Source organism: Delftia sp. WSY_7 (assembly GCF_043104845.1).
Classification (GTDB): Bacteria; Pseudomonadota; Gammaproteobacteria; order Burkholderiales; family Burkholderiaceae_C; genus Comamonas; species Comamonas tsuruhatensis.
This window is the reverse complement of sequence record NZ_JBICLB010000035.1, coordinates 13144-33156: the sequence shown is the minus strand read 5'-3', so window position 1 is coordinate 33156 and position 20013 is coordinate 13144. Positions and strand designations below refer to the sequence as shown.

At 64.3% G+C, this 20013-nt stretch carries 20 protein-coding genes; 7 read left to right on the top strand and 13 right to left on the bottom strand.

The window, feature by feature from the left end:
* Positions 1–13: 13 nt before the first annotated feature.
* The 9 genes from rpoE to ACF8ME_RS19875 form a co-directional block, all read right to left on the bottom strand.
* Positions 14–643 carry an RNA polymerase sigma factor RpoE gene (gene rpoE, locus ACF8ME_RS19915; RefSeq protein ID WP_016447792.1) on the bottom strand — a complete coding sequence of 210 codons (630 nt, stop codon included), beginning with the start codon at positions 641–643 and terminating at the stop codon, positions 14–16.
* Between the two features lie 644 nt (positions 644–1287).
* Positions 1288–2532, bottom strand: a complete 1245-nt coding sequence (gene fabF, locus ACF8ME_RS19910) for a beta-ketoacyl-ACP synthase II (protein WP_016447793.1) — start codon at positions 2530–2532, stop codon at positions 1288–1290.
* A 39-nt stretch (positions 2533–2571) separates the two neighbouring features.
* Positions 2572–2811 (bottom strand): acyl carrier protein, encoded by a 240-nt coding sequence (gene acpP, locus ACF8ME_RS19905; RefSeq protein WP_003058049.1) that lies wholly within the window; start codon positions 2809–2811, stop codon positions 2572–2574.
* A 149-nt stretch (positions 2812–2960) separates the two neighbouring features.
* Positions 2961–3707: a 3-oxoacyl-ACP reductase FabG gene (fabG, locus tag ACF8ME_RS19900; RefSeq protein ID WP_392417948.1), complete on the bottom strand. Its 747-nt coding sequence runs from the start codon at positions 3705–3707 to the stop codon at positions 2961–2963.
* Positions 3704–4648: an ACP S-malonyltransferase gene (fabD, locus tag ACF8ME_RS19895; protein ID WP_026062373.1), complete on the bottom strand. Its 945-nt coding sequence runs from the start codon at positions 4646–4648 to the stop codon at positions 3704–3706. The genes fabG and fabD overlap by 4 nt, the downstream gene beginning before the upstream one ends.
* Before the next feature lie 57 nt (positions 4649–4705).
* The gene (locus ACF8ME_RS19890) at positions 4706–5683 is read right to left on the bottom strand and encodes a beta-ketoacyl-ACP synthase III (protein ID WP_016447796.1); all 978 of its coding nucleotides are present in this window, start codon (positions 5681–5683) and stop codon (positions 4706–4708) included.
* Positions 5684–5688: 5 nt separating this feature from the next.
* Positions 5689–6729, bottom strand: a complete 1041-nt coding sequence (gene plsX / locus ACF8ME_RS19885; protein ID WP_016451174.1) for a phosphate acyltransferase PlsX — start codon at positions 6727–6729, stop codon at positions 5689–5691.
* Between the two features lie 113 nt (positions 6730–6842).
* Complete coding sequence (gene rpmF / locus ACF8ME_RS19880; protein WP_012207072.1) at positions 6843–7025, bottom strand: 50S ribosomal protein L32; 183 nt, start codon at positions 7023–7025, stop codon at positions 6843–6845.
* 137 nt (positions 7026–7162) lie between these two features.
* Positions 7163–7720: a DUF177 domain-containing protein gene (locus tag ACF8ME_RS19875; protein WP_016447798.1), complete on the bottom strand. Its 558-nt coding sequence runs from the start codon at positions 7718–7720 to the stop codon at positions 7163–7165.
* 25 nt (positions 7721–7745) lie between these two features.
* Between ACF8ME_RS19875 and ACF8ME_RS19870 the strand changes: the two genes are divergently transcribed.
* Complete coding sequence (locus tag ACF8ME_RS19870; RefSeq protein WP_046985931.1) at positions 7746–8366, top strand: Maf family nucleotide pyrophosphatase; 621 nt, start codon at positions 7746–7748, stop codon at positions 8364–8366.
* Entirely contained in the window at positions 8363–9154 is a 792-nt protein-coding gene (locus tag ACF8ME_RS19865) for an SAM-dependent methyltransferase (RefSeq protein ID WP_016447800.1), read from the top strand. Before ACF8ME_RS19870 ends, ACF8ME_RS19865 begins: the two co-directional genes overlap by 4 nt.
* Positions 9155–9236: 82 nt before the next feature.
* Here ACF8ME_RS19865 and ACF8ME_RS19860 read toward each other — a convergent pair whose 3' ends face one another.
* Genes ACF8ME_RS19860 through ACF8ME_RS19845 form a run of 4 tightly spaced genes read right to left on the bottom strand, consistent with a single transcriptional unit; the run spans position 9237 to position 12475 of the window.
* The gene (locus ACF8ME_RS19860) at positions 9237–10283 is read right to left on the bottom strand and encodes a S49 family peptidase (protein ID WP_016451171.1); all 1047 of its coding nucleotides are present in this window, start codon (positions 10281–10283) and stop codon (positions 9237–9239) included.
* Position 10284: 1 nt separating this feature from the next.
* Positions 10285–10653, bottom strand: a complete 369-nt coding sequence (locus ACF8ME_RS19855; RefSeq protein ID WP_016451170.1) for a Rieske 2Fe-2S domain-containing protein — start codon at positions 10651–10653, stop codon at positions 10285–10287.
* A 49-nt stretch (positions 10654–10702) separates the two neighbouring features.
* A complete protein-coding gene (locus tag ACF8ME_RS19850) occupies positions 10703–11389 on the bottom strand; it encodes an HAD family hydrolase (protein WP_016451169.1) in 687 nt (228 codons plus the stop codon).
* 24 nt (positions 11390–11413) lie between these two features.
* A complete protein-coding gene (locus ACF8ME_RS19845; protein WP_016447804.1) occupies positions 11414–12475 on the bottom strand; it encodes an RluA family pseudouridine synthase in 1062 nt (353 codons plus the stop codon).
* Positions 12476–13010: 535 nt separating this feature from the next.
* On the opposite strand from ACF8ME_RS19845, the gene ACF8ME_RS19840 reads away from it, so the two are divergent.
* From ACF8ME_RS19840 to ACF8ME_RS19820, 5 genes are all read left to right on the top strand, one after another.
* Complete coding sequence (locus ACF8ME_RS19840; protein WP_392417946.1) at positions 13011–16097, top strand: Rne/Rng family ribonuclease; 3087 nt, start codon at positions 13011–13013, stop codon at positions 16095–16097.
* 134 nt (positions 16098–16231) lie between these two features.
* Positions 16232–17017 carry a peroxide stress protein YaaA gene (gene yaaA, locus ACF8ME_RS19835; protein ID WP_016447806.1) on the top strand — a complete coding sequence of 262 codons (786 nt, stop codon included), beginning with the start codon at positions 16232–16234 and terminating at the stop codon, positions 17015–17017.
* A 78-nt stretch (positions 17018–17095) separates the two neighbouring features.
* The gene (locus ACF8ME_RS19830) at positions 17096–17980 is read left to right on the top strand and encodes a 2OG-Fe(II) oxygenase (protein ID WP_016447807.1); all 885 of its coding nucleotides are present in this window, start codon (positions 17096–17098) and stop codon (positions 17978–17980) included.
* A gap of 156 nt (positions 17981–18136) precedes the next feature.
* Positions 18137–18985: an NADPH-dependent 7-cyano-7-deazaguanine reductase QueF gene (gene queF, locus ACF8ME_RS19825; RefSeq protein ID WP_043791423.1), complete on the top strand. Its 849-nt coding sequence runs from the start codon at positions 18137–18139 to the stop codon at positions 18983–18985.
* Positions 18986–19736: 751 nt separating this feature from the next.
* A complete protein-coding gene (locus tag ACF8ME_RS19820) occupies positions 19737–20003 on the top strand; it encodes a Flp family type IVb pilin (RefSeq protein ID WP_034363829.1) in 267 nt (88 codons plus the stop codon).
* Positions 20004–20013: the final 10 nt, after the last annotated feature.

Below are 20013 nucleotides of genomic sequence, written 5' to 3'. Positions count from 1 at the left end.
CCATCACCCGTTGCTACCACCGCTTGCCAGACTGGCGCTCCAGCAAAGGTTTGACTCTCGCTGAAATCGCTTCGCGTGCACGGAAGATGCGTGAACGCACGGTGCCTATGGGACAACCCATGGCGTTCGAGATTTCCTCGTAGCTCAGGCCTTCGATTTCCCGCAACGTGACGGCTTGACGGAGATCTTCGGGCAAGGCCTCCATGGCGGCGTTGACTGCCTGGGCAATCTCCTGGGCCGCCAGGATCGTTTCGGGTGTTTCTTCGGTGGTTAGTTCCTGGCTGAGCCGGGAAGTTTCATCATCGTCATCCCCGTTGTGTAACGCGCTTTCGGTGATCAGCGGCGAGCGCTTCATGTCCAGCAGCGCCTTCTTGGCAGTATTCACGGCGATGCGATACAGCCAGGTGTAGAACTGGGCATCACCCCGGAACTGGTGCAGCGCCCGATAGGCCCGGATGAAGGTTTCCTGCGCAATGTCAGGCACCAGGTCCACGTCGCGCACCATGCGGCCAATGAGGCGCTCGATGCGGCGCTGGTACTTGATGACCAGCAGCTCGAAGGCCCGCATGTCTCCTGCGTTGGTGCGCTCGACCAGAGCCAGGTCGCTGTCGGCAGAAGAAGGCGGGAATTCGGGAGGCGTCATGAAATCGGTGAAGACGGGCCGTGGCGGCCCTGGCGCAGTCACTGCGCGCGTTCTGTAGGTCTGGGCGGGAAATATACAGCACGCCGCAAATCACCCCAGGTTTCAGGACTCTGCCTGTAAGACAGCAGCAGCCAGCGGGAGCTTCGCCAGCGCAAAGACCCCGTCGAAACGGGTCTGGCCTGCGCCCATAGCCATTGACCACCGTCAGCGCGCACCTGCAGCAGCACCGGCTGCGCATCGTCGGCAGCGGCTGCCTCACCAAGCCACCACTGCGCGCCATCCCATGCAACAAAGCCTCTGCCCAGGGCGCGCCATCCATGCCACATGCCTGCAGCTGCAACCAGAGAGCCCGTGACAGCCACGACGGCAGGCCCCCATCCGGACTGAAGATCAAGCGCCCACGCCAGCAAAAGCATGGCCGCCAGCAGCCAAAGCGCGCACAGGCATGCGACCGACCCACGCGGTGGATTCAGCGGATGGCGGACTGCGGGCGGGGCATGGCGTGACGTCATGCCTGCAGTGTCGCAAAACCGCAGCATGTCTGACATGCGTTCCACCCCTGCCGGACGCGCCCTGACCCATGGGAGAAATAAAAAAGCCCGCTCCCTTGCGGGGCGGGCCTTTCATGGTGAGGTGTGCAGGCCTCAGATTCGCTTGAACACCAGCGTTCCGTTGGTGCCGCCGAACCCGAAGTTGTTTTTCACTGCCACTTCGATCTTCGCATCCCGTGCCGTGTTGGCGCAGTAGTCGAGATCGCACTCGGGATCCTGGTTGTCCAGATTGATGGTCGGGGGAATCTTCTGCTCGTGCAATGCCAGCACGGTGAAGACGCTCTCGATGCCGCCAGCGCCACCCAGCAGGTGACCGGTCATGGACTTGGTCGAGCTGACAACGATTTTCTTGGCGTGATCGCCCAGAGCCGCCTTGATGGCATTGGTCTCGTTGAGGTCGCCCAGCGGCGTGGATGTGCCGTGCGCATTCAGATAATCGATCTGGTCGGCGTTGATGCCGGCGTTGCGCAGAGCTGACAGCATGGCGCGGCGCGGGCCGTCCATGTTGGGCGCCGTCATGTGGCCGGCATCGGCACTCATGCCGTAGCCGCACAGTTCAGCATAGATCTTGGCACCGCGGGCCTTGGCATGCTCGTACTCTTCCAGCACCAGCACGCCTGCACCTTCGCCCAGCACAAAGCCGTCGCGGTCCTTGTCCCAGGGACGCGAGGCGGCCTTGGGATCATCATTGCGCGTGGACAGTGCGCGCATGGCGGCAAAGCCGCCGACGCCCAGCGGGGAGACCGTGGCTTCCGTGCCACCAGCCACCACCACATCGGCATCGCCGTATTCAATCATGCGTCCTGCTTCGCCTATGCAGTGCAGCCCGGTCGTGCAGGCAGTCACCACGGCGAGATTCGGCCCCTTGAAGCCAAACCGCATGGACACATGGCCAGCCACCATGTTGATGATGGAGGCAGGCACGAAGAACGGCGTGATGCGGCGCGGTCCGCGCGCAGCCAGTTCTGCGTGGGTGTTCTCGATCAGCGGCAAGCCGCCGATGCCCGAACCGATCACACAGCCGATGCGCGTAGCCAGATCATCCGACAAGGCCTCGCCCGTGGGCAGACCTGAGTCCTGCACGGCTTGCGCCGCAGCAGCGATGCCGTAATGGATGAAGGTGTCCATGGAGCGCGCATCCTTGGCGCTCATGTACGACTCCACATCGAATCCCTTGACCTCGCCCGCAATCTTGCAGGCAAAGTTCGAGGCATCGAACTTGGTGATGAGGTCAATGCCGGACTGGCCGGCCAAAAGATTGGCCCAGGCGTCGCCCACCGTGTTACCCACGGGGGAGATGCAACCCAGGCCGGTCACGACAACGCGACGACGGCTCATGCGTAAAACCTTCTGCTGATCGCTCGGGTCAGGGCCCTGTCAGGCCTTCTGGTGGGTGTTGGCGTAGTCGATGGCGTTTTGCACCGTCGTGATCTTTTCCGCGTCTTCGTCGGGGATCTCGATGCCGAATTCATCTTCCAGGGCCATCACCAGCTCCACCGTGTCCAGGGAGTCAGCACCCAGATCAGCCACGAAGGCCTTTTCGTTGGTGACTTGAGACTCTTCAACGCCGAGTTGTTCGGCAATGATTTTTTTGACACGTGCTTCGATATCGCTCATGGTTTCCCTCTGGGGGTTGTGAATGAACCCGCGATTCTAGCCGTTTCGGACCTTACGCCCTCTTCAGCCGGCCGTCGCGAGGAAACGGCCTCTTCGGTTGCAAGCAACGGCGGCTTCTGGCAGGGATCTGCCCGCAGCCGCCGCAGCGCTTACATGTACATGCCGCCGTTGACGTGCAATTCCTGGCCGGTGACGTAGCCTGCGCCCGCCGATGCGAGATAGACCACGGCATGGGCGATGTCGCTGGGCTGGCCCAGATCACCCATGGCGATCTGCGATTTCAGGGCATTTTTCTGCTCTTCAGGCAGCTCCGCCGTCATGTCGGTGGCGATGAAGCCCGGAGCCACGCAATTGACCGTGATGCCGCGGCTGCCCAGTTCACGGGCCAGCGCACGCGTCATGCCGGCAACGCCGGCCTTGGCAGCTGCATAGTTGGCTTGACCAGGGTTTCCGGAGGCACCAACGACGCTGGTGATGTTGATGATGCGTCCGAAGCGCTGCTTCATCATGGGCCGAATGGCCGTACGGCTGACTCGGAAAACCGCCTTGAGATTGGTGTCGATCACCGCATCCCAGTCATCGTCCTTCATGCGCATGGCCAGGGTGTCGCGCGTGATGCCGGCATTGTTGACCAGCACATGCAGGCCACCGTCATTCTTGACGATGCTGTCGATCAGGGCATCGACGGCGGTCACGTCCGTGACATTGAGGTTCACGCCACGGCAGCCTTCATGGGCCGACAGGGCCTGGCTGATCTTCTCGGCACCACCATCGGTGGTGGCCGTGCCGATCACGCGGTAGCCGCGTGCTGCCAGCTCCTGGGCAATGGCGGCACCGATGCCGCGCGAGGCACCCGTCACCAGGGCAACCTGGGGCTTGTTCTGGTTGTCAGTCATGCGAGGGATTCTTTCACGTCGGCCAGCGTGGCCGGGTCATAGAGGGCAGCGGCCGTCAGGTCCGCGTCAATCCGCTTGGTCAGGCCCATCAGCACCTTGCCGGGACCGCACTCGACGAGGTGGACGACGCCGCGGGCCTTCATGGCCTGAACGCATTCCACCCAGCGCACCGGGCCGAAGGCCTGGCGATACAGCGCATCGCGAATGGCGTCGGCATCCTGCTGCACAGTCACATCGATGTTGTTGAGCACTGGGATGCGCGGTGCAGCCAGCACGGTGGCAGCCAGCGCCGCCTTGAGCTTTTCGGCCGCAGGCTTCATCAGGCTGGAATGGAAAGGCGCCGACACCGGCAGCGGCAGCGCACGTTTGGCGCCTGCGGCCTTGAGGGCCTCGCAGGCCTTCTCGACAGCCGCCTTGCTGCCGGCAATCACGGTCTGCGAGGGGTCGTTGAAATTCACGGCCTCGACGACTTCCGCACCACCCAATGCCGCCGTGACTTCTGCGCAGCCTGCGCGCACCTTGTCGGCATCCAGCCCCAGGATGGCAGCCATGGCACCGGTTCCCACGGGAACGGCCTCCTGCATGGCAGCCGCGCGCAGCCGCACCAGCGGCGCAGCCTGGGCCAGGGTCAGCACACCTGACGCTACCAGGGCCGAGTACTCACCCAGCGAGTGACCCGCCACAACGTCGGGCAGCGCGCCGCCTTCGGCCTGCCAGACGCGCCAGGCAGCCACACCGGCCACCAGCATCACAGGCTGGGTATTGGTGGTGAGCGCCAGAGCTTCCTTCGGCCCCTGCTGGATCAGCTGGCCGATGTTTTCGCCGAGGGCATCGGAGGCTTCGACCAAGGTCTGGGCCACGACGGGATGGTCACCCCATCCGTCGAGCATGCCTACCGATTGCGAACCCTGACCAGGAAAGACGAATGCAAACTTCTTCATGATTTTCAAAAATAAAGGCCGCGCCATGGGCGCCTGCCCTCAGGCAGGCATCCCGCATCACATCTTGAGAAGTACCGCGCCCCAGGTGAAGCCGCCGCCAACACCTTCCAGCAGCACGGTCTGACCGGGCTTGACTTGGCCACTGCGCACGCCGTGGTCCAGCGCCAGGGGGATCGAGGCAGCCGACGTGTTGCCATGCTGGTCCACCGTCACCACCACCTTGTCCATGGACAGCTTGAGCTTGCGCGCCGTGCTTTGCATGATGCGGATGTTGGCCTGATGGGGGATCAGCCAGTCGATGTCGGCATCGGTGAGCCCTGCCTTGTCCAGCGTGGCGCGAGCAGCCTTCTCCAGCACGCCGACCGCCAGCTTGAACACGGCTTGCCCATCCATCTTCAGCAGCGGATCACCGAGGATCTGGCCACCGGAGACATTGCCTGGCACGCACAGGATGCCGACATGCTTGCCGTCGGCATGCAGGTCGGAAGCCAGGATGCCTGGCTGCTCGGACGCCTCCAGCACCACGGCTCCGGCACCGTCACCGAACAGCACGCAGGTCGTCCGGTCGTTGAAGTCCAGGATGCGGCTGAATACTTCGGAGCCCACCACCAGCGCGCGGCTCGCAGCGCCGGACTGGATCATGGCGTCGGCCACGGTGAGGGCGTAGACAAAGCCGCTGCATACGGCTTGCACATCAAAGGCCGCACAGCCATTGGCGCCGAGCTTGTTTTGCAGGATGCATGCCGTGGACGGGAAGACCATGTCCGGCGTCGATGTGGCGACGATGATCAGATCGATATCCTGCGGCTGGCAGCCGGCGGCTTCCAGCGCCTTCTTCGATGCCTCCAAGGCCAGATCGCTGCTGGCCACTTCTGGCGCGGCAAAGTGTCGGGCATGGATGCCGGTGCGCTCGACGATCCACTCGTCCGAGGTCTCGATGCCGCGCTGGGCCAGTTCGGCTGCCAGATCGTGATTGGTGAGTCGGCGGGGTGGCAGGTAACTGCCCGTGCCGGTGATGCGTGCGTAGCGTCTCATCTGTATTAGGGCGCCGACGGTCCCGATTCCGACTGCGCAGCCAGCAACAGAGGCAGGGCTGCGGAGATACGGGTACGGACACGGTCGAGCAGGTTGTTGCGGGCCGCATCATACGCGCGCTTCAGCGCGTGCTCGAAAGCCAAGGCATCGGCCGATCCATGGCTTTTGAAGACCAGCCCGCGAAGGCCCAGCAGCGCCGCGCCGTTGTAGCGGCGATGATCTACGCGCCTCATCAAAGCAGTTAGCACCGGATAGGCAACGATAGCCGCCATTTTGGTGAAGATGTTGCGCTTGAACTCCTGCTTGAGGGCATTGGAGATCATGGACGCCACGCCCTCGGAAGACTTGAGAGCCACGTTGCCCACAAAGCCATCACAGACCACGACCTGGGTCGTGCCCTTGAAGATGTCGTTGCCTTCGACGTTGCCGTAGAAATTCAGATGACCGGCCTTGCCGGCCGCGCGCAGCAGTTCGCCAGCGCGCTTGATGACCTCGCTGCCCTTGATCTGCTCCTCGCCAATGTTGAGCAGACCCACCGAGGGCGCCTCTTCGTTGTTCAGGGCAGACACCAGGGCCGAGCCCATGACGGCGAACTGCAGCAGATGCTCGGCCGAGCAGTCCACATTGGCACCCAGGTCCAGCACCGTGGTGGCCTCGCCCTTGGCATTGGGCAACTGGGGCGCGATGGCAGGGCGATCAATGCCATCGAGCGTCTTGAGCAGGTAGCGCGAGATGGCCATCAGCGCACCCGTGTTTCCAGCCGACACAGCAGCGGCAGCCGCGCCATCCTTGACTTGCTGGATGGCGATGCGCATGGAGGAATCCTTCTTCCTGCGCAGCGCCATCTCGATCGGATCATCCATGCCGACCACTTCCGAGGCCGGCACCACACTGGCGCGCTCATGCGCAAAGCCAGCCAGCGCATCGGGCTGGCCAACCAGCAGCAGCCGGGCATCGGGGTGGGAATCGAGGAACTGGCGGCACGCCGCAAGCGTGACGCGGGGGCCGTGATCACCCCCCATGCAGTCAACGGCCAAAGTGATCATGTGCGACTGGCAAGCCTGTTGCAAGGCCTGGAAAGATAGGAGCAACCATCAGAAAAAACAAAAGCCCGCGCTACGAAAACTGTAGCCGCGGGCCCTGCGGGAACGGTCGAAGATCAGGCTTCGGACTTGTTCTTCAGCACTTGACGGCCGCGGTACACGCCGTTGGGGCTGATGTGGTGACGCAGATGGGTTTCACCGGTGGTGGGTTCCACGGCAATGCCAGGCACATTCAGTGCGTTGTGCGAACGGTGCATACCGCGCTTGGAGGGGGACTTCTTGTTCTGCTGAACAGCCATGATGGCTCCTGTGTATCTGAAAAGGGTTGGTAAAAAACGCGATCAGCCCATTAAAGACACGAGGGGGTTTCGCGCGAAGCCCTTGATTATAGCGCAATCGCTTTTCCCGGCCTCGGCCTTTTTTCTGGACATCGCAATCAATCGGCTGACTTGCCCACATCCAGCCCGCGCAGCACGGCAAATGGATTGGGCTTGTCCTCGCTGGCCTGCTCGAAGTCTGCGTCACTGGACTGCATGCTCACCGGCTCGGGGCAGCTGTCGTGGCGTGGCACCACGGGCAACTCCATGAGCAGCTCATCCTCTATGAGTTCAAGCAGGTTGAATTCGCGGCTGAGCACCAGCAGGTCCTCGTCGCTCTCGTCATCCTCGGACTCGGCCGTGGTCTCGTCCGCAACAAAGCGGAAAGACCTATCGACCTGGAGGGAGATGGGTGCCACAGTGAGGCAGCGTTGGCACACCATCGGAACGACAGCATCGGCCTGCAGATGCAGCCAGACCTGACCCGAGCCGCCGGTTTGCTCGACCAGTTCGCCGTCAGCCTGCCAGTGCACCTCGCCGTGCCCATCAGCGGCATCCGGCTGCGCATCCTCGGCCAGACGAGGAAAGGCCGAAAGCGCCGACTGACCCTGGAGATGGCCCGCCGATTGCGCAAAAGCGCGAACATCGAGACGGACCGCAGAAAATTCCTTGCTCATGCGGGCAGTGTAAGAGAATCCGGGCATGCAAGCTTCCCACCTCGCCTTAGCCCAGGCTCCCGGCCTGGCACGCCCCCTGATCCTTGGCTCCACCTCACGCTACCGCCGCGAACTTCTGGAGCGGCTGCAACTACCATTCCAGACCGTGTCCCCGGAAGTCGATGAGACGCCGCTGACCGGCGAAACACCGCATGCACTTTCGTTGCGACTGGCCCTGGCCAAGGCACAGGCCGTGGCGGCGCTGCACCCGGGCGCCGTCGTCATCGGCTCCGACCAGGTACCCGAACTGGATGGCATGCCGCTGTCCAAGCCCGGCACCCACGAGCGCGCCACCGAACAACTGCGCCAGATGAGCGGGCGCCAGATGAATTTCCACACCGCCGTGAGCGTGGTCTGCCGGGAAAGCGGCTTTGCCGAGACCGATGCGGTCACCGTCCAGGTCCGGTTTCGTGATCTCAACGACGCGGAGATCGAACGCTACCTGCGCGCCGAACAGCCCTATGACTGCGCAGGCAGCGCCAAGAGCGAAGGACTGGGCATCGCGCTGCTGGATGCCATCGTCAGCGACGACCCCACGGCGCTGATCGGCCTTCCGCTGATCCGCACCTGCCAGCTGCTGCGCGCCGCAGGGGCCGTGCTGCCATGAACGATGCTGCAACCCAACCCACCAGAGGAACGCTCTATCTGGTGCCCGCGCCGCTGGACTTCGGCTGCGACGAGCAAACGCCGCTGACGCAGGTCCTGCCCGATGGAACACTGCGCACCGCTGCACGCCTGACCCACTGGATCTGCGAAAACGCCAAAAGCACGCGCGCCTACCTGAAGCGCATTGACGCACTGCACGCCCTGGCCCAGCCCTTGCAAGCCCAGCAGATCACAGAACTGCCGCGCGAGGCCCACAAGAAGGGCGACCACGGCGACAAGGGCGCGGCGGTCTTCGATGCCAAGCCACTGCTCGCCCCCTTGCTGCTGGGCCACGACATGGGACTGGTCAGCGAGGCCGGAATGCCCGCCGTGGCCGACCCCGGCAGCTCCATCGTGCGCGCCGCGCATGATCTGGGCATACGGGTCGTGCCCCTGATCGGTCCGGTGTCGTTGCTGCTGGCCCTGGCCGCCAGCGGACTCAACGGACAGAACTATGCCTTTGTGGGGTACCTGCCGCAGGACGCTGGCGGGCGGGTTCAGCGCATCAAGGAGCTTGAAGCCCTGGCATTGCGCCAAGGCCAGACCCAGCAGTTCATAGAGACGCCCTACCGCAACGCCGCGCTGTGGCAGGCCCTGCTGCAGACGCTGCAACCCCATACGCGCCTGGCGCTGGCCTGCGGCCTGACACTGGAGAGCGCCCGCATCGAAAGCCGTCTGGTGCGCGAATGGCGCCAGCACAAGGAAGTGCCGGACAACCGCACGCCGGTGGTGTTTTCCATCGGTCGCTGAGACTGTCTTCCTCGATGAGCAAAAAAAAGCCCGCCTTCCACAAGAAGGCGGGCTTTTTGCATCTTGGCAGACGCCAGGGAAATCAGCGCAGAGACGGAAGGCTGGAGCGCAGCGCCTGAACGGCACCTCCACCGAAGGCCGCGCCAAAACGCTTGGCCAGGCGCTCGGCCACGTTGTCGCGGCGCGTGTAATCCACCACCTCTTCCGCCTTGACCACTTCACGGGCCACGTAGTCAAGACTGCCCAGCTTGTCGGCCAGGCCCATCTCCACGGCCTGCTGACCCGTCCAGAACAGGCCGCTGAACGTCTCGGGCGTCTCGTGCAGGCGATCGCCACGGCCGGCCTTGACCACATTGATGAACTGCGAGTGGATCTGGCCCAGCATCTGATGGGCATGGGCGCGCTGTGCTTCGGACATGGGACTGAACGGGTCCAGGAAGCCCTTGTTCTCGCCAGCCGTCAGCAGGCGGCGCTCCACGCCCAGCTTTTCCATGGCGCCCGTGAAGCCGAAGCCATCCATGAGTACGCCGATGCTGCCCACGATGCTGGCCTTGTCGACAAAGATCTCGTCGGCTGCGGCAGCAATGTAATAAGCAGCCGAAGCGCAGGTTTCCTCCACCACGGCATACAGGGGCTTGTCGTACTTGCCCTTGAGCCGCACGATTTCGTCATTGATGATGCCGGCCTGCACCGGGCTGCCGCCTGGCGAGTTGATCAGCAGCACGACGGCACGCGAGCCCGAGTCCTCGAAGGCGCTGCGCATGGCGGCCACCACGAATTCCGCGCTGGCGTCGGCGCCTGCAGCGATCTCGCCCTTGACCTCGACCACTGCGGTATGCGGAGAGGAGCTGGTCGTGGTCGCCGTGTCCTTGGCAAACAGCACCCACAGGACCACCAGGATGAGTGCCGTCCACAGCAGGCGGCCGAAGAGGCGCCAGCGGCGCGAGGCGCGCTGCTCGTTGATGGTGGCGAAGACCAGCTTTTCCAGCACGTCCCGCTCCCAGCCGCTCGATGCCGCCGTTCGCGCATCGGCAGCCGCCGCGGCGGGCGTGGCCCGGGCCCACAGGTCCGCACCCGGGGAAGGGTGCGATGCGGAGCCAGGATTTTCCGGGGGTATGGGGGAAGTCATGTCAGAACTCGACGGGTTTCAGGTTATCGGCAGTATGCCAGTGCACCACCCCCGCGCTTTCGCTCAGGGAGATTTTCACCAGGCCGCCACGGCAGGGGCCGCCAGCGCAGGCGCCGCTGTCCGGCGCATAGACCGCACCATGGGTTGCGCACAGCAACCAACGCCCGGAATCATCGAAAAAGCGGTCTGGCTGGTAGTCCATCTCCATGGCCACGTGCGTGCAGCGGTTCAGATAGGCATGCGCCTGTCCCTCGAAGCGGATGGCGAATGCGCGGCAGGCATGCCCCGCGTAGACCACGTCGAAAGGCACGGCATTCGCACCTTCCTGCAAGGCCTCGCTGGCACACAAAACGATGCGATCAACGGTCACCAGCGCACCTCACAAGCATGGATTCCCGCGCTGACGCGGCCATGACGACTCAACCATGGGCCAGCAGCCACTGATGCAAATCCGCAACACTCTGCGCCACATGCAGCGGCTGCAGCACGCCAAAGCCGTCGGTGGGATGCGCGCCATAGCCCACGCCCACACTGGCACAGCCAGCATTGCGGGCCAGTTCCAGGTCGTGCGTGGTGTCGCCGATCATCAGCACGCGGCCAGGCTCCACGCCGAATTCGGCCATCAGCTCCTGCAGCATCAGCGGGTTGGGCTTGCCGGCGGTTTCGTCCGCCGTGCGCGAGCTGTCGAACATGCCGCGCAGTTGCGGGTCCTGCAGCGCATCGTTCAGACCGCGCCGGCTCTTGCCCGTGGCCACGGCCAGCAGGTGGCCGCGCTCGCGCAGCGCCGCCAGCATGGGCAGCACGCCGGCGAACAGGCTGATGTCGTCCTGATGCTTGATGAAATGGTGGCGATAGCGGTTGCCCAGCTCCGGGTATTTCTCGGGCGACACATCGGGCGCCGCACGCGCCAATGCCGGCATCAGCGCCATGCCGATCACATAGGAGGCCGCCTCATTGCTGGGGGGCGTGCCTCCCACATCGGCCACGGCCGCCTGAATGCACTTGACGATCACCGCGGTGGAATCCGACAGCGTCCCATCCCAGTCGAAGGCGATGAGGTCGAAGCGGCGCGCACGGTATATCTCGGAAGAACCAGGAGTTGTCATGTCTGCAAGGAGTCAAATCCGGCGTCAGCCGGCGAAACGGGCCAGCTCCTCGGGAAGCTCGGCGCGCAATTCCACCCGCTCACCACTGGACGGGTGTGTGAACTGTAGCCGCCACGCGTGCAGGAACATGCGTTTGAGCCCCTGTTTCTGCAACCGGCGGTTCAGGTCGAAGTCCCCGTACTTGTCATCCCCCGCAATCGGGTGCCCCTGGCTGGACAGGTGCACGCGGATCTGGTGCGTGCGCCCGGTCTTGATGGTCACCTCCAGCAGGCTCATGGCCGGCAGACCCAGCAGGGGCTGGGGCGCCAGCGTGCTGCGAACGCGCACCAGCGTGACGGAGCGCATGCCGTCAGGATCATCGGCCGTGGTCACCCGCACGCGGCGCTCGCCGTCGGCCTGCAGGTATTTGTGCAGCGGCAGATCAATCACCTTGCGGTTGGCAGGCCAGGTGCCCTGGACCAGCGCCAGATAGGTCTTGCCGGTTTCGCGCTCGCGGAACTGGTCCTGCAGATGCGTCAGCGCCGAGCGCTTCTTGGCCACCAGCAAGATGCCGGATGTCTCGCGGTCGAGCCGATGCACCAGCTCCAGAAAGCGGCTTTGCGGCCGCGCCTGGCGCAATTGCTCGATGACGCCAAAACTCACGCCCGAGCCCCCGTGCACGGCCACACCGGCAGGCTTGTCGATGGCAATCAGATGCTCGTCTTCCAGCAGACTGGGGAAATCCCTGGCGGGTGCAGGCCGCTCGGCCTTTTCGGCGACTTTTTCGGAAATGCGCACGGGCGGCACGCGAACGACATCGCCGGTCGAGACGCGGGTTTCCGCACTGACGCGCCCCTTGTTGATGCGCACTTCTCCACTGCGGATGATGCGATAGACATGGGTTTTGGGAACGCCCTTGAGATGGCGTATGAGAAAGTTGTCCAACCGCTGTCCGGCCGAATCGTCATCGACTTCGATCAGCCGCACTGCGGCAGTGGCTGCGTTCAGGGAACGGTCGTCTGCCGGTTTGCCCTCTATAATGTGTTTCACCTGTGCCGAACTATTTATAAGTGGTTGATTCTCATGGAGTTTAGTCCAAACAACCATTTCCCCGCACAGGCAGGTCGATGCCATCCGGTGTCATGCACGCGAAACAGCAGGAAAAGATGGCCTGCGAAGTTCGTCGTTGCATCGGTTGTGGCTGACGAATTGAAACACTGATACGGAATCTCAAGCTGGCAGAAGGGGTCGGACCCGGCGTCCGCCGCTGCCAGCGGATCAAAAGCGAGCATGTGGATCTTTTGGGCATGGATGGTCACGCTGTGGAGCAGGAAAACGCCTGCGCCCAGGATCATTGCCGCCCCCAAGCCTCCCGCCTGCCCCGCACGTGCAGCAGCTTCGCTTGAAGCTGGACGGCGTGCCTCTCTCATCGCTCTCGTCCCCCTGCCCTTGCCCCCATTGCTGACTTGAGCCAGGTCTCAAGAAGCAAGGCATTCGGCGATTCCTTTCGTTTCAATGCGTCAGTCCGGCATCTCGGCTCCCTCGCGAGCCTGTCTTTGATTACAAGTCAAAGGCGTGACGGTCTGGCAGCAGAGGCTGCACCCCGGCGCGCCCCAGAGAAAACGAATAAAGGAAACGCATCATGAAACGGATGCTCATCAACGCCACGCAGTCGGAAGAGCGGCGCCTTGCCATCGTCGATGGACAAAAGCTCCTCGACTACGAGATCGAGATCGAAGGACGCGAGCAGCGCAAGGGCAACATCTACAAGGCCGTGGTCACGCGCGTGGAGCCCAGCCTTGAGGCCTGCTTCGTCGACTACGGCGAGGACCGCCACGGCTTCCTGCCCTTCAAGGAAATCTCCAAGCAGTATTTCGCCGAAGGCGTCTCGCCCAGCCAGGCCCGCATCAACGAAGTCATCCGTGAAGGCCAGGAACTGATCGTCCAGGTCGAGAAGGAAGAGCGCGGCAACAAGGGCGCGGCCCTGACCACCTTCATCTCGCTGGCCGGCCGCTATGTGGTGCTGATGCCCAACAACCCGCGCGGCGGTGGCGTCTCGCGCCGCATCGAGGGCGAGGACCGCGCCGAACTCAAGGAGGCGATGGACCAGCTCGAGTACCCCAAGGGCATGTCCATCATTGCGCGCACCGCCGGCATCGGCCGCACCGCGCCCGAGCTGCAGTGGGACCTGAACTACCTGCTCAAGCTGTGGAACGCCATCGACGGCGCAGCCAAGTCGGCCAAGGGCGCCTTCCTGATCTACCAGGAATCGAGCCTGGTGATCCGCGCCATCCGCGACTACTTCAACGGCGACATCGGCGACATCCTCATCGACACCGACGACATCTACGAGCAGGCGCAGCAGTTCATGCAGCACGTCATGCCCGAGCATGCCGCCCGCGTCAAACGCTACCGTGACGATGCCCCCCTGTTCAGCCGTTTCCAGATCGAGCACCAGATCGAATCGGCCTACGCTCGCACCGTGACCCTGCCCTCGGGCGGCGCCATCGTCATCGATCACACCGAGGCCCTGGTCTCCATCGACGTGAACTCGGCCCGCGCCATCAAGGGCGGCGACATCGAGGAAACCGCCACCCGCACCAATCTGGAAGCCGCCGACGAAGTCGCGCGCCAGATGCGCCTGCGCGACCTGGGAGGCCTGATCGTCATCGACTTCATCGACATGGAGGAGAGCAAGAACCGCCGCGAAGTCGAGAATCGCCTGCGCGACGCGCTGCGCCAGGACCGTGCGCGCGTGCAGTTCGGCACCATCAGCAAGTTCGGTCTCATGGAAATGAGCCGCCAGCGCCTCAAGCCCGCCCTGTCCGAAGGCGCGCACATCAACTGCCCGCGCTGCGGCGGCTCCGGCCATATCCGCGATACGGAAAGCTCTGCGCTGCAGATCCTGCGCATCATCCAGGAAGAGTCCATGAAGGACAACACGGCCGCCGTGCACTGCCAGGTGCCCGTGGAAGTGGCCAGCTTCCTGCTCAACGAAAAGCGCGGCGAGATCACCAAGATCGAACTCAAGCAGCGCGTCAACGTGATCATGGTCCCCAACAAGTCCATGGACACGCCGCACTACAAGCTCGAGCGCCTCAAGCACGACGATGCGCGCCTGGAAAGCATGGAAGCCAGCTACAAGCTGGCCGAAGAGCTGGACACCGAAACCACGGTGACACGCCGCTCGCAGGAGCCTACCAACAAGCAGACACCCATGATCAAGGGTGTGCTGCCGGACATGCCGGCTCCCATTGCCGAGCCCCGTCCCGAAGGCAGCCGCAACCGCCCGGCCAACGGCCAGCAGCGCGACGCCAAGCCTGCAGCCACGGCGGCAGCGCCCGCACCGGCCGCCGCCCCCGTCGTGGTCCGCGAACAAGGCTTCTTTGCCTGGCTCAAGAGCCTGTTCGGCTTTGGCGCGGCACCTGCGCCGGTCGCAGCGCCCGTGCCGGCTGCCGAAGCCCCCGCACGCGAAGGTCGCCGTGACGGCCGCAACGACAGCCGTGGCCGCCGCAACGAACGCAATGGCGAGCGTGGTGGTGAGCGCACCGAGCGCAGCGGTGAGCGCGCCGGCGCCCCCAACGCCGAGCGCCAGGCTGGCGGTGGCGATCGCAACCGCCGCAATGCCGAGCGTGGCGAGCGCACGGAACGCGGTGAACGTGGTGAGCGCCCGGATCGTGGCGAGCGCGGTGAACGCACCGACCGCGGCGAACGCCGCGGCCGTGGCGAGCGCAGCCGCGACGGCGAAAACCGCCAGCCGCTGGAGGCCGTGAACGCCTCCGCAGCCCTGGCGGCAGATGGCAGCACCCTCGAGCAGCGTCCCGAGCGCGCGCCGCGTGGCGACCGCCAGGAACGCGGCGAAGGCCGCCGCGAGCGCGGTGAACGAGGCGAGCGTGGAGATCGCGCCGAACGCGGTGAACGCAGCGAGCGCCAGCCCCGTCAGTTCGAAGTCGCGCCCGAGTCCGAAGAAAAGCTGGACAACCAGGCCCAGCAGCAGGACCAGTCCCTGGACAACGCTGCTCCCGCCTCCGGCGAAGAGCAGCCGCGCCAGCGTCGTTCGCGCGACCGCTACGGCCGTGACCGCCGCGAGCGTGGCGATCGCGGTGACCGTGCAGAGCGCGCGCCGCGTGAAGCCGAAGGCGAAGCCGTGCAGTCCTTCGAGGCCTCCGTGCCCGAGCAAGACCAGCAGCCAGCCCGTCGCAGCTACTTCAACGCCGCCAACTCTGCTGCCGAAGTCCAGGCCCCCGAAGCCGTGGCCGAAGCCCCAGTGGCCGCACAGCCTGCGGCAGTTGTGGAAGTGCAGCAACCCGTCGCGGTGCCCGAGCAGCAGAGCGCGGCCTTCGCGCCGGTCGCACCGGCCCCTGTGGCGGCCCCTGCCGTGACGGCAGACGTGCCAGCACCTGCTGCACCTGCCGCTTCTGCTGCTTCTGCCGCAGCCGAGCCCGCTGCAGCCAAGGCCGCTGAGGCAACCGCAGAACGCGGCCTGCCCAAGGTCCAGGCCTACCAGTTGCCCGTGTCCGAGCTGCAGGCGCTGGCCGCCGCCTCGGGCCTGCAATGGGTGGGCTCCGATGCCGACAAGGTGGCCGCTGCGCAGGCAGCCATCGCGGCCGAACCGCAGCCCGAGCGCGTCGTGCGCGAGCGCCCGCCCATGGTCGTGCTGGATGACGGTCCTCTGATCCTCGTGGAAACACGCAAGGACCTGAGCGACCTGCAGCTGCCATTCGAGTAGCAACCGCAGGGCGTGGCCCATGTCTGACCACAGACAGTGACGACACAGGGGCCCTCGCGGCCCCTGTTTGTTTCTGCCGCCACCACCGTCCATCTGTCTTTCCTCCCTCTCTATCCTGGAGCTTGCGTCCCGCCATGCTGTTGCTGCTCTCCCCCGCCAAATCGCTGGACTACGACACACCGCTGCCGCCGAAGCTGCCACACACGCTTCCCGTCTTCTCCGAACAGCCGCTGGAGCTGATCGAAGTGCTGCGCCGCCAATCGCCGCAGCAACTGTCGGAACTCATGGGCATCAGCGACAAGCTGGCTGCGCTCAACGTGGCGCGCTACGAGGCCTTCAGCCCTCGCTTCACGGCCACCAATGCCCGCCAGGCGCTGCTGGCCTTCAACGGTGATGTCTATGAAGGCCTGCAGGCGCGCAGCCTGGACGCCGAAGACCTGGACTGGGCGCAGCAGCACATCGCCATCCTCAGCGGCCTGTACGGCGTGCTGCGTCCGCTGGACCGCATGCAGCCCTACCGCCTGGAAATGGGCACCCGGCTGGAGACCGCGCATGGCAGCAACCTCTACCAGTTCTGGGGCAGCCGCATTGCCGAGTACCTGAACCAGCGCGCGGCCCGGCAGCCGGCGGGCGAGCGCGTCGTCGTCAACCTGGCTTCGCAGGAATACTTCAAATCGGTAGACTTGAAGCACCTCAAGCCCCCGGTGGTGGAATGCGCGTTCGAGGATTACAAGAACGGCGCCTACAAGATCATCAGCTTCCATGCCAAACGCGCGCGCGGGCTGATGGCACGATTTGCCATACAGCAACGCGCTCGCAGCGCGGCTGAACTCGAAGCCTTCGATCTGGAAGGCTACGCACTGGCGCCAGCTTCCTCGACGCCTGCGCGCCTGGTGTTCCGCCGCAAGACCGCTGACTGAGCCTCGCCGGCCACCGGCCGGCCCCGGCCTCGATGCCTTTGGAGTCCATTCACTGCGGCAAGGGCCGCACTGCACGCCATGAGCCTCAAATCCTCACCAGATTCCCCGAGCACCGCGCAGGACCTGCCGGCGGGTCTCACGCCTGAACTCATGCAATGGGTACGCGACCAGCGCGCATCCGGCATAGGGCCTGCGGCCCTGCTGCGCTCCATGCGCGACGTGGGCTGGAGCGAAGAACTGGCCCGGCGGGCGTTGGACCTGCCCCACCAAGGCGAAGCGGCGCCACCGGCCGTCGTCGTCTCGGCCTCCTCGCTGCCGGAGCCGGACCTCTCCCAGGACCCCACCAGCATCGATGTCGGCGACCGCAAGGTCCAGGTACTGGTCAGCATGCGCAACCCGCGCATCGTGGTCTTCGGCAACCTGCTCTCGCATGAGGAGTGCGACGCCATCATCGCCGCCGCGCGTCCGCGCATGGCGCGCTCGCTCACCGTGGCCACGCAAAGCGGCGGTGAAGAGATCAATGACGACCGCACCAGCAACGGCATGTTCTTCCAGCGCGGGGAAACCGGCATCGTCCGCCAGTTGGAAGAACGCATCGCCCGCCTGCTGCGCTGGCCGCTGGACCACGGCGAAGGCCTGCAGGTGCTGCACTACGGCCCGGGCGCCGAGTACAAGCCCCACCACGACTACTTCGCGCCCGGCGAACCCGGCACGCCCACCATCCTCAAGCGCGGCGGCCAGCGCGTGGGCACGCTGGTCATCTACCTGAACGAGCCCGAGCGCGGCGGCGCCACCATCTTCCCCGAAGTGCCGCTTCAAGTGGTTCCGCGCCGGGGCAACGCCGTCTTCTTCAGCTATGAGCGCCCCGACCCCTCCACGCGCACCCTGCACGGCGGCGCGCCCGTGCTGGCCGGCGAAAAATGGATCGCCACCAAATGGCTGCGCGAGCGCGAATTCCACTGAAGAGCCAGCGAACCCGGGCGTACCCACCCTTATTGACCTTATATGGCCGCCCATGCCTGCGGGCATGGAAATTCAGTTAGCTTCAAAGCCTGGGTCCACGCGCTCCGCGCGGACCGTCCAGGCCTGACCAGCGCCGGCACGGCCGGCCCTTTTTCCATGAACACTCCCGAACAATCCCAGCTGGGCAAAAGCTCTGCCTACATCGACCAGTACGCCCCCTCGCTGCTGTTCCCCCTGCCCCGCGCGCCCAAGCGCGAGGAAATCGGCATTCAGGGAAGCCAGATGCCCTTCTTCGGCGCCGACCTGTGGACGGCGTTCGAACTGTCCTGGCTCAACCTGCGCGGCAAGCCGCAGGTGGCTCTCGTGCATTTCACGATCCCCTGCGAGACCCCCAATCTCATCGAAAGCAAGTCGTTCAAGCTCTACCTCAACAGCTTCAACAACACCCGCCTGTCCGACGCTGCCGAAGTCCAGGCACGCCTTCGCACCGACCTGGCCGAAGCGCTATGGCGAGGCAGCGAGCAAAAGGGCAGCATCGGCGTGAAGATCATCGGCCTGGACCGCTTCGACCAGGAAATGGTGCAGGAACTGGACGGCCTGCTGCTGGACCGCCTGGACGTGGAATGCACGCAGTACCAGCCCGCCCCAGAGCTGCTGCACGCCAACCACGAGGAAGCGCCCGTCACCGAGACCCTCGTCAGCCACCTGCTCAAGAGCAACTGCCTGGTCACAGGCCAGCCCGACTGGGGCAGCGTGCAGATCCGCTACAGCGGCGCGCAGATCGACCAGGAAGGCCTGCTGCAATACCTGGTGAGCTTCCGCAACCACAACGAATTCCATGAGCAATGCGTGGAACGCATCTTCATGGACATCTGGACCCGCTGCCGCCCCATCAAGCTCTCGGTGTACGCACGCTACACGCGCCGTGGCGGCCTGGACATCAACCCGTTCCGCACCAGCCATCCTGGCGCGCTGCCGGCCAACGTGCGCTCTGCACGGCAGTAAAAGGACGCGGCCGGCCATCCTCAGGCCGGCCGTCATTTCAAGCTTTTCACCGGCATGCCGACGCCGCAGCGGCATGCCCGCACTCCTGCCCATCGAGCCCCGCGCCCAGGCTCCTGTCGGCGGCCCGCACCTGAATTCTGAAAAACAGGAATCGTCCTGCATCGATTCAGATTGACTTTTCAGATCACCCAATTTGAGCCTATTTCGCCTCGATTTATCTGCCACGGATGGATCGTCGAAAACACGGAATTCATTAAATAGCTTGCTATTGAAATGGCAGCAAAAATCTCCGTCGATGCATTCAGAAACATCGTCAGGAGTTGTCTTAGAGACAAGCGAGAAAAAAGTTCATAGGCTTGGCGGCACAAGAAATGACTTCAGGCAGCAATGAATCGCCGCCTGAAAGTCAGGCATAGGCAGGTGCCTTTTTCCTGCCAATGCCCCACGCAGAACTGTCCTGGCGCACAGCGCCAAAGCGGCAGTCCACCGCCAACCTTGAGGGAGAGACCATCCATGCATCGCTTTCATTCAGCGCCTTGACGCAGTGCGCTGACGCCAAGGCCCTGTGCCTGGGCAAGGCTGATTCCCTGCACATGCGCAATTCGGAAGAACCGCCAGCCACCGCCCTGGTGCCCGCTTATTCATGAATTGCGTTTTCCCTTTTTCCCGTTTTCTGCGATGCACGGCTGCGGCCCTGCGTCTGCCTGCTCACGTCCCTACAGATTTCTTCCACCAGCACAGGAGCTTTTGCATGACCACCTTCAATACATCACTGCAATCTCGCAAGCAACGCGGCCAAGGCATGACCGAGTACATCATCATCGTGGCCCTGATTGGTGTGGCCGCCATTGCCGTCTACCAATACTTTGGCCAAACCATCCGCGCCCAGACATCGGGCATCGCCAACGAAGTCGCGGGCAAGTCCGCCAAGGAGGCCATCAAGGACGCAAAAGCCGCCGCCGGCAATGCCGATATAGAGCGCAAGGAAAAAGGCCTCGACGCCTACGAGAACAAGTAAGCGGGCCTGC

Bases quoted from the DNA above. Each gene is read 5' to 3' on its own strand.
- rpmF (WP_012207072.1), bottom strand. From the start codon at position 7,025: ATGGCTGTTCAGCAGAACAAGAAGTCCCCCTCCAAGCGCGGTATGCAC.
- plsX (WP_016451174.1), bottom strand. From the start codon at position 6,729: ATGATCACTTTGGCCGTTGACTGCATGGGGGGTGATCACGGCCCCCGC.
- ACF8ME_RS19840 (WP_392417946.1), top strand. From the start codon at position 13,011: ATGAAACGGATGCTCATCAACGCCACGCAGTCGGAAGAGCGGCGCCTT.
- fabF (WP_016447793.1), bottom strand. From the start codon at position 2,532: ATGAGCCGTCGTCGCGTTGTCGTGACCGGCCTGGGTTGCATCTCCCCC.
- ACF8ME_RS19890 (WP_016447796.1), bottom strand. From the start codon at position 5,683: ATGAGACGCTACGCACGCATCACCGGCACGGGCAGTTACCTGCCACCC.
- yaaA (WP_016447806.1), top strand. From the start codon at position 16,232: ATGCTGTTGCTGCTCTCCCCCGCCAAATCGCTGGACTACGACACACCG.
- ACF8ME_RS19860 (WP_016451171.1), bottom strand. From the start codon at position 10,283: ATGACTTCCCCCATACCCCCGGAAAATCCTGGCTCCGCATCGCACCCT.
- ACF8ME_RS19845 (WP_016447804.1), bottom strand. From the start codon at position 12,475: ATGGTTGTTTGGACTAAACTCCATGAGAATCAACCACTTATAAATAGT.
- fabG (WP_392417948.1), bottom strand. From the start codon at position 3,707: ATGACTGACAACCAGAACAAGCCCCAGGTTGCCCTGGTGACGGGTGCC.
- ACF8ME_RS19875 (WP_016447798.1), bottom strand. From the start codon at position 7,720: ATGAGCAAGGAATTTTCTGCGGTCCGTCTCGATGTTCGCGCTTTTGCG.
- rpoE (WP_016447792.1), bottom strand. From the start codon at position 643: ATGACGCCTCCCGAATTCCCGCCTTCTTCTGCCGACAGCGACCTGGCT.
- ACF8ME_RS19850 (WP_016451169.1), bottom strand. From the start codon at position 11,389: ATGACAACTCCTGGTTCTTCCGAGATATACCGTGCGCGCCGCTTCGAC.
- acpP (WP_003058049.1), bottom strand. From the start codon at position 2,811: ATGAGCGATATCGAAGCACGTGTCAAAAAAATCATTGCCGAACAACTC.
- ACF8ME_RS19820 (WP_034363829.1), top strand. From the start codon at position 19,737: ATGACCACCTTCAATACATCACTGCAATCTCGCAAGCAACGCGGCCAA.
- ACF8ME_RS19870 (WP_046985931.1), top strand. From the start codon at position 7,746: ATGCAAGCTTCCCACCTCGCCTTAGCCCAGGCTCCCGGCCTGGCACGC.
- fabD (WP_026062373.1), bottom strand. From the start codon at position 4,648: ATGAAGAAGTTTGCATTCGTCTTTCCTGGTCAGGGTTCGCAATCGGTA.
- ACF8ME_RS19865 (WP_016447800.1), top strand. From the start codon at position 8,363: ATGAACGATGCTGCAACCCAACCCACCAGAGGAACGCTCTATCTGGTG.
- queF (WP_043791423.1), top strand. From the start codon at position 18,137: ATGAACACTCCCGAACAATCCCAGCTGGGCAAAAGCTCTGCCTACATC.
- ACF8ME_RS19830 (WP_016447807.1), top strand. From the start codon at position 17,096: ATGAGCCTCAAATCCTCACCAGATTCCCCGAGCACCGCGCAGGACCTG.